This is a genomic window from Jannaschia sp. GRR-S6-38 (assembly GCF_029853695.1).
In the GTDB taxonomy this organism is placed as follows: domain Bacteria; phylum Pseudomonadota; class Alphaproteobacteria; order Rhodobacterales; family Rhodobacteraceae; genus Jannaschia; species Jannaschia ovalis.
Map to the genome: position 1 here is coordinate 1,988,955 of NZ_CP122537.1, position 15,063 is coordinate 2,004,017.

Below are 15,063 nucleotides of genomic sequence, written 5' to 3' on the forward strand. Positions count from 1 at the left end.
GCCCCGCCGGGGCCGCCGCCGGGGCGATCACCCCTTCTTCAGCATCCGGTTCCCGAGCGTCTCGGCGATCTGCACGGCGTTCAGCGCCGCGCCCTTGCGGAGGTTGTCGGAGACGACCCAAATGTTCAGCCCGTTATCGATGGTCGAATCCTGCCGGATGCGGCTGACGAAGGTGGCGTAATCGCCCACGCATTCGACCGGCGTGACGTAGCCGCCGTCCTCGCGCTTGTCGACGACCAGCACGCCGGGCGCCTCGCGCAGGATGTCGCGCGCCTCGTCCTCGTCGAGATGGTCCTCGAACTCAATGTTGATCGCCTCGGAATGGCCCACGAAGACCGGCACGCGGACGCAGGTCGCGGTGACCTTGATCTTCGGGTCCACGATCTTCTTGGTCTCGGCCACCATCTTCCATTCCTCCTTGGTCGAGCCGTCTTCCATGAAGACGTCGATATGGGGAATGACGTTGAAGGCGATCTGCTTGGTATAGACCGACGGCTCGCGCTCCTGGCCCGGGACGTACATGCCCTTGGTCTGGTCCCAGAGCTCGTCGATGGCCTCTTTCCCGGTGCCCGAGACGGACTGGTAGGTCGACACCACGACGCGCTTGATCCGGGCGCGGTCGTGCAGCGGCTTCAGCGCCACGACCATCTGCGCGGTCGAGCAGTTCGGGTTCGCGATGATGTTCTTCTTCGCGTAGCCGTCCACGGCCTCGGGATTCACCTCCGGCACCACCAGCGGCACGTCGGGGTCGTAGCGGTAGAGCGAGGAGTTATCGATCACCACGCAGCCCGCCTTCGCGGCGACGGGGGCGTATTTCTTCGTCGCGTCCGAGCCGATGGCGAAGAAGGCGATGTCCCAGCCGGTGAAGTCGAACTGCTCCAGATCCCTGGTCTTCAGGGTCTTGTCGCCGAAGCTCACCTCCGTTCCCATCGACTTGCGCGACGCCAGCGCGGCGATCTCGTCGACGGGAAACTGGCGCTCGGCCAGGATGTTCAGCATTTCGCGGCCCACGTTCCCCGTGGCGCCGCAGACGACGACCTTGTAGCCCATCATATCCTCCGAAGGGTTGGGGAGCGCGGGCGCAGCTATACGGGATGGGCCCCCGGGACAAGCGGCAACGGGCCGGGCGTCAGCCCTCCAGTTCGGCGATCATCGCGACGCGGGTGGCGTGGCGCCCGCCCTCGAAGGCGGCCGACAGGAAGGCGTCGACGATCTCGAGCGCCAGCCCCTCGCCGGTCACGCGCGCCCCGATGGCCAGCATGTTGGCGTCGTTGTGCTGGCGGATCATGCGCGCCGAGAAGGGATCGCCGCAGACGCCGCAGCGGACGCCGTCGATCTTGTTGGCGGCCATCATGATGCCCTGTCCCGTGCCGCAGAGCAAGATCCCGAGGCGGCAATCGCCCGCGGCGACGCGGCGGGCGGCCTCGGCGCCGCGCTCGGGGTAATGCGTGCTTTCAAGCGTGGTCGGGCCGATATCGACCACCTCCCAGCCCTGCGCCGCGATATGGTCGGCGACCGCGCGGCGCAGCGGGATCGCGGCGTGGTCGCTGGAGAGGACGATTCGGGTCTCGGCGGTCATCGGGGGCGCTCCTTCGCGGCAATCCGGCGTGCCCTGCGGCACCTGCGCGCCCCTTTAGCGATTTCGGCGGGATTGCACAGGCCCGGGCGGCCCCCCGCACCGGAACCGCGGGCGCCGCGCCACGTTCCCCCCCGGGCCGCGCGATGCGGGCCCGACGATCCGGAGGCGGAATGGACGGCACCTTCCTCGACACCTGGCACCAGGCGGCCACGACCGCGCTGGGGCTGTTCTGGACCGCCTTTTGGGCCTTCGGGCTGGGCTACCTGATCTCGGCGATGATTCAGGTCTTCGTGACCCGCGCCGCCATGCGCCGGCAGATGGGCGAGGCGGGGCCGCGCGCCGTCGCCATGGGCACGGTCTTCGGCTTCCTGAGCTCGTCCTGCAGCTTCGCCGCCCTGTCGGGGACGCGGGCCCTCTTCGCCAAGGGGGCCGGGCTGGTCCCGTCGCTGGCCTTCCTGCTCGCCTCGACCAACCTCGTGGTCGAGCTGGGCATCATCATCGCCATCTTCCTGGGCTGGCAATTCGTCGTCGGGGAATACGTGGGCGGGGTCCTGCTGATCCTGCTGATGTGGCTGGTCGTCCGGCTGACCCGCGGGTTCGCGCCGGTCGCCGCGGCGCGCGAGCGCGCGCAGGAAAGCCAAGGCGACGCGGAGGCGGAGGGCGGTGCGCAGGACGACTGGACCGACCGGATCCGGTCGCGCGAGAGCTGGGCCGAAGTGGCGCAACGCTATTTCATGGAATGGGCGATGGTCTGGAAGGACGTGACCATCGGTTTCACCGTCGCGGGCATCATCGCGGCCTTCGTGCCGCGCGCCTTCTTCGAATGGCTGTTCGTCGGCGGCGCGGACCCCGGTTTCTGGGAGTTGCTGGCGCAGGCGCTCGTCGGGCCGGTCGCGGCCTTCTTCACCTTCATCGGCTCGATGGGGAACATCCCGCTGGCCGCCGTGCTCTACGGCAACGGGGTCAGCTTCGCGGGCATCATGGCCTTCATCTTCTCCGACCTCGTGGTGATCCCGGTCCTGCGCATGAACGCCACCTATTACGGCTGGCGCATGGCGCTCTACATCCTGGGCGTCTTCCTCGTGGTGCTCGTGGCGACGGCGCTGATCCTGCATTACGGCTTCGCATTTCTGGGGATCCTGCCCAGCGCGGAGCAGGTCCGCTCGGTCACCGAGCGCGAGTTCTTCGCGATCGACTACACCTTCTGGCTGAACCTCGGCTTCGTCGTGCTGAGCGCCGGCTTCGTCGCCTGGAAGGTGGCGCGCAGCGGCTTCGCCTTCACCACCGGGCAGGGCGCGCTGGAGAAGACGCTGTTCGGCCTGGCGATGCTCTCCTACCTTTGGCTGGGGATCGGGCTTCTGCTGGGCGGCTGAGGGCCCGGCAGCCCTAGCCCTTCTTCGCCAGCGCCTCGAGCAGCTCCCATTTCTGCTTGTCCTTCCGGTCCTCGATCCCGGCCTCGCCCGCGGCCTCGTAGATCTCGGAGCGCGGCTTGCCGAGCCACTTGGCCAGCGCGTCGTCGACGGGGCCGTCCAGTGCCTCCAGCAGCTCGTCGCGGGTCATGTCGTTGTGACCCTCGAGCTTCTGCACCCGGCCCAGATCCTTCAGTGCGTCGACGTTGAGGTCCTTCAGCTCAGTCGTCATCGGCCAGCGCCTTCACCAGATCGTCCTTGTCCATTTTCGAGCGGCCCTCGATGTCGCGCTCCTGCGCCATGTCCATCAGCTCGTCCTTGGTCTTCTGCTCCAGCGAGACCTTGCGCCCCTTGCCGCGGCCGTTCTCGTCGGTTGCCGCCTCGATGGCGTCCAGAAGCTCGTCCTTGGTCATGTCGCTGCGCCCCTCGATATCGAGGTCCTGCGCCCGCTCCATCAGCATGTCCTTGGTGGGGCCGTCCTTCTTGATGTGGGCGACCTTCTCCTTCACGTCGTCGGGCTGGTCGACGAATTGCTGCTCGCCGTGTTTCTTCTTCTGGGTCGAGCGGGCGTATTCGTCCTCGGTCAGCAGCATGCGGACCTTCTTGGGCAGGTAGCGCTCGCCAGTCTCGGCCGACTCGCCGCCGGACTTGGTGCCCCAGTCCTGCTCGGTCCATTCGTGCAGGCTGGTCTCGTCCTGATCGGGGCCGTCATCTTCATAGCCGCCACCGCGCTTCTTGTATTCCTGCACGGCCATCTGCGCCTTGCGCGCCGACCACTGGCCCGGGTCGCCGCCCTTGTCGCTTTCCTTGATCTCGTCCTTCACCCTTTCCCACAATTCGGGATCGGTCTTCTTCGCATCGGCCATGTCGCATCCTCCGGCTTTGGCGAAGAACGGGGGAGGGGGCGATTCGGTTGCAGCGGGGCAGTTTGCCCGGCGCGAAACAGCATCGGCACAGCCGATGCCGCGCATCGCAGGGCCGCCCCCCGGCCCGGCGATCTGCTGGCCGTTCGCGCACAGCCTCGCGGTCTTTCGGATATCACGACCATAAACCGCGCGGCGGGCCGGGCGGAACGCCGGACCGCGGCCCCGCGATCGGCCTCTAGTCGGTCTTGTCGGGCGCGAAGGCGTAGATGGCGCAGCCCGCGGCCAGCGCCAGCGCGAAGAGGCCGAACAGCATGCGGTATCCCTCGACGCCGCCGCCCGCCGCCTCGAAGACCGGGCCGGTGGCGAATTGCATCGCGCCCACGCCGCCGATCGAGAAGAGGTTGAGCAGCGTCACCCCCCGGCCGGTCAGATGCGCCGGCACGAAGGCGCGGCCATGCGCCACCCCCACCGCGTAGGAGGAGCCGAGCGCGCCCACCAGCGCCAGCGCGGCGGCCGCGGTCCAGAGGCCCGGCACCGGCACCCACCAGAGGCAGGCCAGCACCGCCGCGCCCATCAGGTTGCCGCCGAGCACCACGCCCTTACGCGTGCCGGTCAGCCGGTCGAGCGGGCCGTAGACGAAATTTCCCGCGATCATCGCGAGGCCCATGATCAGGGTCACGGTGCCCACGAATTGCGGCCCGTAGAATTCGGCGACGTAGGGCCCGGCCCAGAGCCCGCGCAGCCCCGCGGCGGGGGCGTAATTGACCAGCATCATCGGCAGGATCGCCCAGAAGGCGGGGATCTTCAGCACATCGAGCAACGATCCGTCCTCGGCCCCGTCCGCCGCCTCCGGGTCGCGCACGGCGAACCACGTCACCGCTCCCACCGCCGCGGTGATCGCCGCCAGCGCCCAGAGCGCGCCGCGCCAGCCCATCGCCTCGGCCGCCCAGGAGAGCGGCACCGAGGCCGCGATGTTGCCGAGGCTGCCCACGCCCACCAGCGTGGCCGCCAACGTGGCGAAGACCGCCGGGCGGAAGGTGCGCGCGAAGATGTAGTAGCTGGCCATCAGCACCGGGGCGCAGCCGACGCCGATCAGGCCCATGGCGAGGTCGATCTGCCAGCCCGCCTGCGCGGTCGCGAAGAGCGCCGCCCCGCCGCCGCCCGCCAGCGTTAAAAGCCCGGCCGCCGTGCGCCGGGGGCCGACCCGGTCCAGCGCCCAGCCCACCGGGATCTGCATCGCCGCGAAGGCCAGAAACCAGATGCCCGAGGCGCGCGACAGCTGCGACGCGGACACGCCCAGCTCGGCCGTGAGCTCGGGCGACAGCACCGCGAGGAAAGCGCGGTAGAACTGGCTGAGCACATAGGCCAGCGTCAGGACGGCGATGCCGAGCTTCATGGGTCTCTCCTCCGGCGCGCTCGGTGACATGCGGCGCGGCCGGCGGCAAGGCTGGACGTGGCCCGGCGGGCGGCGCAGGGTGGCCGCCATGCGTGACACGCCCGATCCCGCGCCGCTGGACGCGCCCGCGCTGGCCCCGCCCGCGCCCCGCGGTGCGATGTGCACCGATTGCGGGCTGAGCCGGATGGCGCTCGCGCCGCGCTGCGGGACGGCCTGCCAGTTCACCGTGCCCGATTTCCCGGCCCGCGAACGCGCGGCGCATGGCCGGACGGGGGGCGATCCGCATGTCGGCCCGCACTTGGCCATGCACCGGGCCGCGATGGAGCCGCCGCGGCCGGGCGCGCAATGGACCGGGATCACCACCGCGCTGGCGCAATCGCTTCTGGAGACGGGCACGGTCACCGCGGTCCTGACGCTCGCGCCCGCGCCGGACGACCCGTTCGAGGGCGTGCCCGTCATCGTCACCGATCCCGCCGACATGGCGCGCGTCCGGGGCATGCGGATGGGGTTCTCGCCGCTCCTCGCGCTGCTGGAACCCGCGGCGGCGCAGGGCCATCGCCGCATCGCGTTGATCGGCGTGCCTTGCCAGGTCCACGCGCTGCGCGCCATCGAGGCCGAGCTGGGGCTGGAGCGGCTCTACGTGATCGGAACGCCCTGTTCGGACAACACGACGCTGCCCAATTTCCACGACTTCCTCGCCCGGCTGACCGACCGCCCGGGCGCGGTGACCTACCTGGAGTTCCGCGCCGATTACCGGGTCGAGATGCGTTTCGACGACGGGGCGGTGCGGATGATCCCGTTCCTGAAGCTGCCGCTGTCGGACCTGCCGGACGATTTCTTCCCGCTGACCTGCCGGACCTGCACCGATTACACCAACCGGCTGGCCGACATCACGGTCGGCTACATGGGCGGCGACGGCGATCAATGGGTGATCGTGCGCAACGCGCGGGGGGCCGAGATGCTGGCGGGGCTGGGCGACGCGGTGCGGCTGGGGCCGCTGAGTTCGCGCGGCAAGCGGCGGGGCGCGGTGGCGGGCTTCGCCGCGAACACGGCGCGGGCGGCAGGCGGGCTGCCGCTGCGCCGAATGCCGGGCTGGCTGCGGCCCATCGTGGCCTGGCTGCAGCCGCGGCTGGGTCCGCGCGGCATGGAATTCGCCCGCGCCCGGCTGGAGATGAAGGCCGTCGAATGCATCCTGCACCTGCGCCGCGCGGCGCCCGGGCGGATGAAGCACATGATCCCCGACCATGTCTGGCGACTGGCCGCGCCCTACGGGCTCGCGCCTCGCGACGGCGAGCGCCAGGACAGCGCCGCCAGCGCCAGCAGCGACCAGCCCAAGACGCCCTGACCGTGGCGCGACAGCGAAGCCTCCTGCGCGAAGGCGAGCAGGCGCAGCAGGCGGCCCGGGGCCGGCGGCGGGCCGGTGACCACCTGCCAGGGCAGCCCGTCGAAATGCGCGATGTAGAACAGGTAATAGACCTGCGGCGACAGCCAGACGAAGGCCCAGAACGCCCCCAGCGCCGCCCAGAGCCGCGCCCAGCCGCGCGGCGCGCGCGCCACCAGCCAGAGCGCCAGCGCCCAGAGCAGGGCCGAGATCGCCAGCACCCCGGCCCGCCCGCCGGGGCCCAGCGTGAAGAAACTGTCGCCTTCTTAGCCCATGGCGCCAGCTTGCCGCAGGGGGGCGGCCTGCGCTATCGCCCCCGAAACCCGAAGGCCCGCCCGTGACCCGCACCCGCCATCCCTTCGCCCGCCTCTGGTCGGGCTACCTGCGCCGCCACCTCTGGTGGATCCTGGGCGCGGCGCTCCTGATGGCGATCGAGGGCAGCACGGTGGGCCTGCTGGCCTGGATGCTGGAGCCGATGTTCGACCTCGTCTTCGTCGCCGGCCGCTCGGAGATGGTGGCGCTGGTCGGCGCGGCGATCTTCGGGCTCTTCGTGCTGCGCGGGCTCGCCGGCGTGGCGCAGCGCATCATCATGGCGCGCGTGGCCTTCACCGCCTCGTCGCGGCTGCAGCAGGACCTTCTGGGCCACGTGCTGCGGCTCGACAGCGCCTATTTCAGCTCGAACGCGCCGGGCACGCTGATCGAGCGGGTGCAGGGCGACGTGCAGGCGATCCAAACCATGTGGACGGCGATCATCACCTCGGTCGGGCGCGACGCGATCGGCCTGGTCTCGCTGATGGTGGTGGCGCTGGCGGTCGATCCGGTCTGGACGCTGGTCGCGGTGATCGGCGCGCCGCTCCTGGTCGCGCCCAGCCTGGTGGTGCAGCGCTACATCCGCCGCAAGTCGGTCGCGTTGCGCGACATCGCCGGGCGGCGCACGACGCGGCTCGACGAGATCTTCCACGGCATCACCCCGATCAAGCTCAACGCGATGGAACGCTACCAGCAGGACCGTTTCCGCGCCGCCACCGAGGAGATGGTCCGCGCCACGATCCGCGCGCAGGCCGGGCAGGCGACGGTGCCCGCGCTGGTGGATTTCGCGGTGGGCTTCGGCTTTCTCGCGGTGCTGCTCTATGGCGGGCCGCAGATCATCGCGGGCGAGAAGAGCATCGGCGAGTTCATGTCCTTCTTCACCGCGATGTCACTAGCCTTCCAGCCGCTGCGCCGCCTCGCGGGGATGTCGGCGCTCTGGCAGACGATGCTGGCCTCGCTGGAGCGGATCTACGCGCTGCGCGACACGGTGCCCACGATCCTGGAGCCGGTCGCGCCCGCCATCGCCCGCCCCGAGCGCATGGATGTGGCCTTCGAGGACGTCCGGCTGTCCTACGGCGACAACCCGGTGCTGCGCGGCGTCAGCTTCCGCGTGCCGCAGGGCACGACCACCGCGCTGGTGGGACAGTCGGGTGCGGGCAAATCGACGCTCTTCAACGTGCTGACCCGGCTGGTCGACCCGTCTTCGGGCCGGGTGACGATCGGCGGCCGCGACATCCGCGACTGGTCGGTCGGCGACCTGCGGGGGCTGTTCTCGGTCGTCAGCCAGGACACGCTGCTCTTCGACGAGACGCTGCGCGAAAACCTCCTGGTCGGGCGCGGCGACGTCCCCGAGGAACGGCTGCGCGCCGCGCTGGATGCGGCGCATGTCACCGATTTCCTGCTCGACTTGCCCGACGGGCTGGAGACCGAGGCCGGGCCGCGCGGCTCGAACCTGTCGGGCGGGCAGCGCCAGCGCGTGGCCATCGCCCGCGCCCTGCTGCGCGACACGCCGATCCTGCTTCTCGACGAGGCGACCAGCGCGCTCGACACCCGCTCCGAGCGGCTGGTCCAGGAGGCCCTGTCGCGCCTGTCGCGCGACCGCACGACGCTGGTCATCGCCCACCGTCTGTCCACGATCCGCGGCGCCGACCAGATCGTCGTGCTGGACCAGGGCCGCGTCGTCGAGCAGGGCAGCCATGCCGAACTGTTGGCCGCAGGCGGCCATTACGCGCGGCTGCACCGGCTGCAATTCGGGCAGGACGACGCGGCATGAGCGACAAACCGATGATCAAGGCGCATGTCTTCGCGACATACGGACCGATGCTCGCGAAGCAGTTCCCAGGCAAGCGCATGGTCTGGGACGACGTCCAATTCACCATCGGGCTGGACGTCCCGTCGGACACCGATGTGCTGATCGTCCACATCCGCGCCAGCTATTCCATCCCGACATCGCTTCCCCGCGAACGGACCGTCTTCATCGCGGGGGAACCCGACGTGATCCACCCTTACTCGGCCGGGTTCCTGAACCAGTTCGGCCTCGTCGTGTCGCCAACCGAAAAACCGCTCACGACGACGAAGTGGCAGGAGAACTACGGTTCGATGTGGTTCGTGGGCGTCCCGTTCGGCGACGGCGCGAGCCATGAGGACAGTCTCGGCTTCGATCACTGGGCCGCGATGGATAGCCCGCCCGCTGGAAAGATCGACAAGATCAGCGTCGTAACCTCCGACAAAACCTCGACGGACTATCACCGCCGCCGCCTGAAGTTCCTTGAGGCGTTGAAGCAACTGATCCCCGACCGGCTGGAGATCTTCGGACGCGGTGTCCGCTCGATCGGCGACAAGGCCGAGGCGCTTCTGCCTTACAAGTATCACCTTGCGCTTGAGAACGGCGGCGGGGCCGACACTTGGACGGAAAAGCTGTCCGACCCGCTCCTCACCTGGACCTTCCCCTTCTATGCGGGCTGCAGCAACCCCGAACGCTACATTCCGGAGGGAAGCATCCGGATGCTCGATCTCGACGATCCGGAAGGCGCCGCGCGCGACATGGTCGCCGATATGGAGAGCGGGCGCTGGCAAGCCGCGCTCGACGATCTGGCCGAGGCGCGCCAGCGAATCCTCTACCGCTACAGTCTTGCGCCGTTGATGGCACGGGCCGCCCGAGCCGCCTTTGAGGCACCGGTCGCGGATCCCGGGCAACGCATGCTCATTCGTTCCGAGCGCTCGCTCTGGCCGGAGCCCGGAACGCGCGGATCGATCCCGCAATGGGCCTTGCGATCCTTCCTGCTTAAGCTCGACCCGAAGATCGAACTCCGGATGCACGGGTTGGTCGAGGTGAACGAGCGTCTCAAGGCGGAACGACGCAAGCGCCGCTTCGCCCGGCAGGAAGGCCGCGGCGGCTGAACGGCTGGCAAAGCGACGGCCTGCCCTCTAGACGGGAGCGAGTTTGGCGGAGGACCACCCATGAAACGCGCGCTCATCACCGGGATCACCGGGCAGGACGGGGCTTATCTTTCGGAATTCCTGCTGGGCAAGGGCTACGAGGTGCATGGCATCAAGCGCCGGACCTCGCTGTTCAACACCGCGCGGATCGACCACCTCTTCGACGGCCCGCCGGGACAGGAGGGCCGGTTCGTTCTGCATCATGGCGACATGACGGACTCGTCCTCGCTGACGCGGATCCTGCAGCAGGTGCAACCCGACGAGGTCTACAACCTCGCCGCCCAGTCCCATGTCGCCGTCAGCTTCGAGGAGCCGGAATACACCGCCAATTCCGACGCGCTGGGCCCGCTGCGCCTGCTGGAGGCCATTCGCTTCCTCGGGATGAAGACGCGGTTCTACCAGGCCTCCACCTCCGAGCTCTACGGCCTCGTGCAGGAGACGCCGCAGCGCGAGACGACCCCGTTCTACCCGCGCTCGCCCTATGCGGTGGCCAAGCTTTATGCCTACTGGATCACGGTGAACTACCGCGAGGCCTATGGGCTCTTCGCCTGCAACGGCATCCTCTTCAACCACGAGAGCCCGCTCCGGGGCGAGACCTTCGTGACCCGCAAGATCACCCGCGCGCTGGCCCGTATCAAGCTGGGCACGGGCGACGTTCTGCGGCTGGGCAATCTCGACGCCAAGCGCGACTGGGGCCATGCCCGAGACTACGTGGAGATGATGTGGCTGATGCTGCAGCAGGACGAGCCCGAGGATTTCGTGATCGCCACCGGCGTGCAGTATTCGGTCCGCGATTTCGTCCGCGCCGCCTGCGCCGAACTGGGGATCGAGATCACCTTCGAGGGCGAGGGTCTGGAGGAGGTCGGCCGCGACGGGCAGGGCCGCGTCATCGTGTCGGTCGATCCGCGCTATTTCCGGCCCGCCGAGGTCGAGACGCTGCTGGGCGATGCCGGCCGCGCGCATCAGAAGCTGGGTTGGAAGCCCCGGACCAGCTTCGAGACGCTGGTGGCCGAAATGGCCGCCGCGGACCTCGCCGAGGCGCGGCGCGAGGCGGCGCATCATGGCTGACGCGCCGGTGGTCTTTCCGCTGCGGGGCCGCCGCGTCTACGTGGCGGGCGCGTCCGGCATGGTCGGCGGCGCGCTGGTGCGGCGGCTGGCCTCGGAGGATTGCGAGGTGTTGACCACGCGGCGGGCCGAGCTGGACCTGACGCGCCAGCAGCCGGTCGAGGACTGGTTCGCCGCCAATCGCCCCGACGCGGTGATCTTGGCGGCCGCGCGCGTCGGCGGGATCGGCGCGAACACCGCCTTCCCGGCGGAATTCCTGAACCAGAACCTCGCCATCCAGACCAACGTGATCGAGGCGGCGCATGCCAATGGCTGCGAACGGCTGCTCTTTCTCGGCTCCTCCTGCATCTATCCCAAGGACAGCCCGCAGCCGATGCGCGAGGAGCATCTGATGCAGGGCCCGCTGGAGCCCACGAACGAGGGCTACGCGCTGGCCAAGATCGCGGGCATCCGCGCCTGCCAGTATCTCTGGCGTCAGCACGGGCGGCACTATATCTCGGCCATGCCGACCAACCTCTTCGGACCCGGAGACAATTTCGACCTGGTGGCCGGCCACGTGATCCCGGCGCTGATCGTGAAATTCGTCGCGGCCGTCCGGACCGGCGCGCCGACCGTCACGATCTGGGGCACCGGGTCGGCCCGGCGCGAATTCATGCATGCCGACGATTGCGCCGATGCGCTGATCTTCCTGCTGAAGCGTTACGACGCGCCCGAGCATATCAATGTCGGCACCGGCGAGGAGGTCTCGATCCTCGAACTGGCCGAGATGATCGCCGATCTGACCGGCTTCGAGGGCGAGATCGTGAAGGACACCACCAAGCCCGACGGCATGGCGCGCAAGCTGATGGACAGCTCGCGCCTGCGCGCCCTTGGCTGGACCCCCCGGATCGGCCTGCGCGAGGGCCTCGACCGCACCATCCGCGCCTATCGGGCGCAAACGGAGGACGCCCATGCCTGACACCGCCCTGCCGCTGGCCACCACCACCTGGGACCAGGCCGAATACGACGCCATCCAGCGCGTCGTGGATTCCGGCTTCTTCTCGATGGGCAAGGAGGTCCGCGCCTTCGAGGAGCAGTTCGCCGCGGCGATGGGATCGCGTTTCGCGGTGATGGTGAATTCGGGCAGCTCGGCCAACCTGCTCTTCGTCGCCGCCTTGCGCTACCACGACCGCCCGCTGATGCCGGGCGACGAGGTGATCGTGCCCGCCGTCTCCTGGTCGACCAGCTATTACCCGTTCCAGCAATACGGCTGTCACCTGAAATTCGTCGATATCGACGCGGCCACGCTGAACTACGACCTGGACGCGCTGGAGGCCGCCGTCACCGACCGGACCCGCGCGATCCTCGCCGTGAACCTGCTCGGCAACCCAAACGATTTCGACCGCATCGGGGCGATCATCGGCACCCGCGACATCATCCTGCTGGAGGATAATTGCGAGTCCCTGGGCGCGCGGTTCAATGGCCGCCAATGCGGCACCTTCGGGCTGGCGGGCAGCTATTCGAGCTTCTTCTCGCACCACATCTCGACCATGGAGGGCGGGCTGGTCGCGACCGATGACGAGAAGCTCTACCACATCATGCTCTCGGTCCGCGCCCATGGCTGGACCCGCAACCTGCCCGATCCGAACCACGTCACCGGCACCAAGGGCGACGATCCCTTCACCGAGAGCTTCCGCTTCGTGCTGCCGGGCTACAACTTGCGCCCGCTCGAGATGTCGGGCGCGATCGGGCAGGCACAGCTGGAGAAGCTGCCGATGATCGTGCGCGAGCGCCGCGCCAATGCCGCCCGCTTCAAGGCGGTGATGTCCGACTTCCCGCAGATCGCCACGCAGGCCGAGACCGGCGAGAGCAGCTGGTTCGGCTTCTCGATGGTGCTGGACCCGCAAGCGGGCCTCGCGCGCAAGACGCTGGTCGACGCGCTGACCGGCGCGGGGATCGAATGCCGGCCCATCGTCGCGGGCAATTTCGCCCGCAACGAGGTGGTCGAGAAGCATTTCGATTATTCCATCCACGGCACGCTGGCCAATGCCGACCTGATCGACCGCAACGGCCTGTTCATCGGCAACCATCACTATCCGCTCGACGACCAGTTCGCGCGGCTGGCGGAGGTTCTGAGAGGCGTGCTGGGCGAGGCGTAGCGCGACGGCGGGCCGCTATGCGGCCGCTCCGCGCGAAGCCCGTCCAGCCGTCAGACCCGCACCCACCCCTCGGGGATCAGGTCGGGGTTGTCCTGCGCGGGGTCGCGGAACCAGGTCCTAGGCGCGACCACCCGCTTGCCAGGCTTGCCGTTCAGCCACGCCCCCCACCACGAGAAGGTCGAGTTGGCGATGACGTGATGCGCGCAGGCCGACATCAGCGCCATGTCCACCTCCGGGCCCGCGCCGGGCAGGTCGACGACCTCCATCGCCACGCCCAGGTCGAGGTTTTCGCGCACCCAGGCCGGATCGTCGCTGAAGGCGAAGACGGGGCCCATATCGTCGCCCAGCGCTGCGAGCGCGCGGGCGTAATAGGCGGCGTCGCAACTGCCATAGGCGCCCGAGGCGAGGTAGTCCCCCCGCCGCACATGCAGCGACACGGCCCGCGGCGCTGCCGCGATGCGCGCCGCGACCGCCTGCGCGGCGGGGGGCAGCGGGGCGGCGGGGGCGAGCTCGGCCCGGATCGCTTCCGCCTGGTCGGCGAAATAGAGCTCCGACTGGAAATAGCCGTGCAGGTAGGCGCCGTCCGGCGCAGCCGTCACGCGCGGGTCGAACCCGGGTCCGCGCTGCCGGATCAGCCGCCGCGTCGAAGCTCGCCAGAGCGCGTATCGGATCGGCGCTGCATGCCGGTCGGGCGGCAGGTCGGCGGGCGGCACGGTCTGCACCCGAAGCGCGCCCAGGCCGTTCGTCCAATGCGCCCCCTTGGCGTCCGTCTCGCGCGCATCCAGCGCAAGGTCCACGCCCAGCCGCAGCGCCAAGGCCCGGCCGGCGGCATATTGGAACATCTGGTTGCCCAGGCCCCCGAGAAGGCGCGCGGTGATCATCCCGGGTTCTTGCCAAAGCCCGGCCGCGGTGACCATAGCGGGGACATGGCCGAGCTGATCGTGACCAATCTCAACCCGCGCTTCACCGGCGTCTCGGCCACCGCCGCGGGGGTCGTGGCCGTGCAGGCCGGGCGCTACGACATGGCGCTGGCGGGGCATCCGCTGCCCGGCTGTCCCACGCCGGTCGGCCTCGGCCGCGCCCGCGCGCTCAGCCGCGATCCGGGCGGGCGGCCCTTCGCCATCTGGCACCTGCGCCGCAACCCCGAGATGCGCGCGGGCCTCTGGGCGCGGGACGTGCTGCGCCTGCCGATCCGGCTGGTCTTCACCTCGGCCGCGCAGCGCCGGCATTCGGCCTATCCGCGCTGGCTTATCGGGCGGATGGACGCGGTGATCGCCACCACGCAGGCCGCCGCGACCTTCGTCCCGCATGTCCGCGCGGTGGTGCCGCATGGGGTCGATTGCGCGCGCTGGCACCCCGCGCCGGACCGCGCCGCCGCCTGGGCCGCGACCGGCTTTCCCGGCAGTCACGGCGTCGCCTGCATCGGCCGCGTCCGGCCCGAGAAGGGCACCGACCGCTTCGTCGATGCCATGCTGCGCCTGCTGCCCGCGCGCCCGGGCCTGACCGCGCTGGTCATCGGCCGGGCGGGGCGCGGGGATGCCGCCTTCCTCGATGCGCTGAAGGCCCGCGTGGCGGCGGCGGGGCTGGCGGATCGGCTCCTGTTTCCGGGCGAGGTCGGGGCCGACGGGATGCCGGCGCTGATGCGGGGCCTGTCGGCGCTGATCGCGCTGCCGCGCTACGAGGGCTACGGGATGACCCCGCTCGAGGCGATGGCTTCCGGCGTGCCCTTCCTCGCCACCGATACCGGCCATTTCCGCGACTTCGCCGAAGGCGGTGCGGGCGTGATCGTCCCCAATGACGACCGTGCCGCCGAGGCCGCCGCCGAACGCCTGCCCGCGCTTCTGGACGCGGCCGGCGCGCCCGCCATCGCGCGCGTCCGGGCCGAGGCGCGGTTCGCCATCGCCCGCGAGGTGGACGGGATCGGCGCGGTCTACGAGACGCTCTGGGCCGGCGCATGAAGGTCGAGGCCGCCCTGATCGT

General features: G+C 69.8%; 15 protein-coding genes. 8 read left to right on the plus strand and 7 right to left on the minus strand.

Translation table 11 applies throughout. The features are described 5' to 3' along the window. Positions 1 to 27 precede the first annotated feature (27 nt). Both P8627_RS10115 and rpiB read right to left on the minus strand, forming a co-directional pair. Positions 28 to 1,050 carry an aspartate-semialdehyde dehydrogenase gene (locus P8627_RS10115; RefSeq protein ID WP_279963976.1) on the minus strand — a complete coding sequence of 341 codons (1,023 nt, stop codon included), beginning with the start codon at positions 1,048 to 1,050 and terminating at the stop codon, positions 28 to 30. 79 nt (positions 1,051 to 1,129) lie between these two features. Next, positions 1,130 to 1,579 (minus strand): ribose 5-phosphate isomerase B, encoded by a 450-nt coding sequence (gene rpiB / locus P8627_RS10120; RefSeq protein WP_279963977.1) that lies wholly within the window; start codon positions 1,577 to 1,579, stop codon positions 1,130 to 1,132. Between the two features lie 170 nt (positions 1,580 to 1,749). On the opposite strand from rpiB, the gene P8627_RS10125 reads away from it, so the two are divergent. Beyond that, entirely contained in the window at positions 1,750 to 2,952 is a 1,203-nt protein-coding gene (locus P8627_RS10125) for a permease (protein WP_279963978.1), read from the plus strand. A gap of 13 nt (positions 2,953 to 2,965) precedes the next feature. Here the strand turns inward: P8627_RS10125 and P8627_RS10130 are convergent, their stop codons facing one another. The 3 genes from P8627_RS10130 to P8627_RS10140 all read right to left on the minus strand — a co-directional run bounded on the left by P8627_RS10130 (position 2,966) and on the right by P8627_RS10140 (position 5,250). Beyond that, the gene (locus P8627_RS10130) at positions 2,966 to 3,220 is read right to left on the minus strand and encodes a hypothetical protein (protein WP_279963979.1); all 255 of its coding nucleotides are present in this window, start codon (positions 3,218 to 3,220) and stop codon (positions 2,966 to 2,968) included. Then, positions 3,210 to 3,854: a Rho termination factor N-terminal domain-containing protein gene (locus tag P8627_RS10135; protein WP_279963980.1), complete on the minus strand. Its 645-nt coding sequence runs from the start codon at positions 3,852 to 3,854 to the stop codon at positions 3,210 to 3,212. The genes P8627_RS10130 and P8627_RS10135 overlap by 11 nt, the downstream gene beginning before the upstream one ends. Before the next feature lie 235 nt (positions 3,855 to 4,089). Beyond that, a complete protein-coding gene (locus P8627_RS10140; RefSeq protein WP_279963981.1) occupies positions 4,090 to 5,250 on the minus strand; it encodes an MFS transporter in 1,161 nt (386 codons plus the stop codon). An 88-nt stretch (positions 5,251 to 5,338) separates the two neighbouring features. On the opposite strand from P8627_RS10140, the gene P8627_RS10145 reads away from it, so the two are divergent. Beyond that, on the plus strand, positions 5,339 to 6,595 hold the full coding sequence (locus P8627_RS10145) for a Coenzyme F420 hydrogenase/dehydrogenase, beta subunit C-terminal domain (RefSeq protein ID WP_279963982.1): 1,257 nt from the start codon (positions 5,339 to 5,341) through the stop codon (positions 6,593 to 6,595). Here P8627_RS10145 and P8627_RS10150 read toward each other — a convergent pair. Beyond that, positions 6,517 to 6,852 (minus strand): hypothetical protein, encoded by a 336-nt coding sequence (locus tag P8627_RS10150; protein WP_279963983.1) that lies wholly within the window; start codon positions 6,850 to 6,852, stop codon positions 6,517 to 6,519. The two genes, P8627_RS10145 and P8627_RS10150, sit on opposite strands and share 79 nt — an antisense overlap. A 116-nt stretch (positions 6,853 to 6,968) precedes the next feature. Here P8627_RS10150 and P8627_RS10155 point away from each other — a divergent pair, with 116 nt between their 5' ends. Genes P8627_RS10155 through P8627_RS10175 form a run of 5 tightly spaced genes read left to right on the plus strand, consistent with a single transcriptional unit; the run spans position 6,969 to position 13,083 of the window. Next, on the plus strand, positions 6,969 to 8,714 hold the full coding sequence (locus P8627_RS10155) for an ABC transporter ATP-binding protein (RefSeq protein ID WP_279963984.1): 1,746 nt from the start codon (positions 6,969 to 6,971) through the stop codon (positions 8,712 to 8,714). Positions 8,715 to 8,725: 11 nt separating this feature from the next. Further along, the gene (locus P8627_RS10160; RefSeq protein ID WP_279963985.1) at positions 8,726 to 9,841 is read left to right on the plus strand and encodes a glycosyltransferase family 10 domain-containing protein; all 1,116 of its coding nucleotides are present in this window, start codon (positions 8,726 to 8,728) and stop codon (positions 9,839 to 9,841) included. Positions 9,842 to 9,901: 60 nt separating this feature from the next. After that, positions 9,902 to 10,948: a GDP-mannose 4,6-dehydratase gene (gene gmd / locus P8627_RS10165; protein WP_279963986.1), complete on the plus strand. Its 1,047-nt coding sequence runs from the start codon at positions 9,902 to 9,904 to the stop codon at positions 10,946 to 10,948. Beyond that, a complete protein-coding gene (locus tag P8627_RS10170; protein WP_279963987.1) occupies positions 10,941 to 11,903 on the plus strand; it encodes a GDP-L-fucose synthase family protein in 963 nt (320 codons plus the stop codon). Before gmd ends, P8627_RS10170 begins: the two co-directional genes overlap by 8 nt. Next, positions 11,896 to 13,083: a DegT/DnrJ/EryC1/StrS family aminotransferase gene (locus tag P8627_RS10175; protein WP_279963988.1), complete on the plus strand. Its 1,188-nt coding sequence runs from the start codon at positions 11,896 to 11,898 to the stop codon at positions 13,081 to 13,083. The genes P8627_RS10170 and P8627_RS10175 overlap by 8 nt, the downstream gene beginning before the upstream one ends. Positions 13,084 to 13,133: 50 nt before the next feature. Here P8627_RS10175 and P8627_RS10180 read toward each other — a convergent pair whose 3' ends face one another. Beyond that, positions 13,134 to 13,964: an alpha-1,2-fucosyltransferase gene (locus P8627_RS10180; protein ID WP_279963989.1), complete on the minus strand. Its 831-nt coding sequence runs from the start codon at positions 13,962 to 13,964 to the stop codon at positions 13,134 to 13,136. A gap of 45 nt (positions 13,965 to 14,009) precedes the next feature. Here P8627_RS10180 and P8627_RS10185 point away from each other — a divergent pair, with 45 nt between their 5' ends. Continuing rightward, entirely contained in the window at positions 14,010 to 15,041 is a 1,032-nt protein-coding gene (locus P8627_RS10185; protein WP_279963990.1) for a glycosyltransferase family 4 protein, read from the plus strand. Positions 15,042 to 15,063 lie beyond the last annotated feature (22 nt).

What these genes read in the sequence shown, in the direction of transcription:
- P8627_RS10115 (WP_279963976.1), bottom strand. Translation starts at nt 1,050, where the DNA reads ATGGGCTACAAGGTCGTCGTCTGCGGCGCCACGGGGAACGTGGGCCGC.
- rpiB (WP_279963977.1), bottom strand. Translation starts at nt 1,579, where the DNA reads ATGACCGCCGAGACCCGAATCGTCCTCTCCAGCGACCACGCCGCGATC.
- P8627_RS10125 (WP_279963978.1), top strand. Translation starts at nt 1,750, where the DNA reads ATGGACGGCACCTTCCTCGACACCTGGCACCAGGCGGCCACGACCGCG.
- P8627_RS10130 (WP_279963979.1), bottom strand. Translation starts at nt 3,220, where the DNA reads ATGACGACTGAGCTGAAGGACCTCAACGTCGACGCACTGAAGGATCTG.
- P8627_RS10135 (WP_279963980.1), bottom strand. Translation starts at nt 3,854, where the DNA reads ATGGCCGATGCGAAGAAGACCGATCCCGAATTGTGGGAAAGGGTGAAG.
- P8627_RS10140 (WP_279963981.1), bottom strand. Translation starts at nt 5,250, where the DNA reads ATGAAGCTCGGCATCGCCGTCCTGACGCTGGCCTATGTGCTCAGCCAG.
- P8627_RS10145 (WP_279963982.1), top strand. Translation starts at nt 5,339, where the DNA reads ATGCGTGACACGCCCGATCCCGCGCCGCTGGACGCGCCCGCGCTGGCC.
- P8627_RS10160 (WP_279963985.1), top strand. Translation starts at nt 8,726, where the DNA reads ATGATCAAGGCGCATGTCTTCGCGACATACGGACCGATGCTCGCGAAG.
- gmd (WP_279963986.1), top strand. Translation starts at nt 9,902, where the DNA reads ATGAAACGCGCGCTCATCACCGGGATCACCGGGCAGGACGGGGCTTAT.
- P8627_RS10170 (WP_279963987.1), top strand. Translation starts at nt 10,941, where the DNA reads ATGGCTGACGCGCCGGTGGTCTTTCCGCTGCGGGGCCGCCGCGTCTAC.
- P8627_RS10175 (WP_279963988.1), top strand. Translation starts at nt 11,896, where the DNA reads ATGCCTGACACCGCCCTGCCGCTGGCCACCACCACCTGGGACCAGGCC.
- P8627_RS10180 (WP_279963989.1), bottom strand. Translation starts at nt 13,964, where the DNA reads ATGATCACCGCGCGCCTTCTCGGGGGCCTGGGCAACCAGATGTTCCAA.
- P8627_RS10185 (WP_279963990.1), top strand. Translation starts at nt 14,010, where the DNA reads ATGGCCGAGCTGATCGTGACCAATCTCAACCCGCGCTTCACCGGCGTC.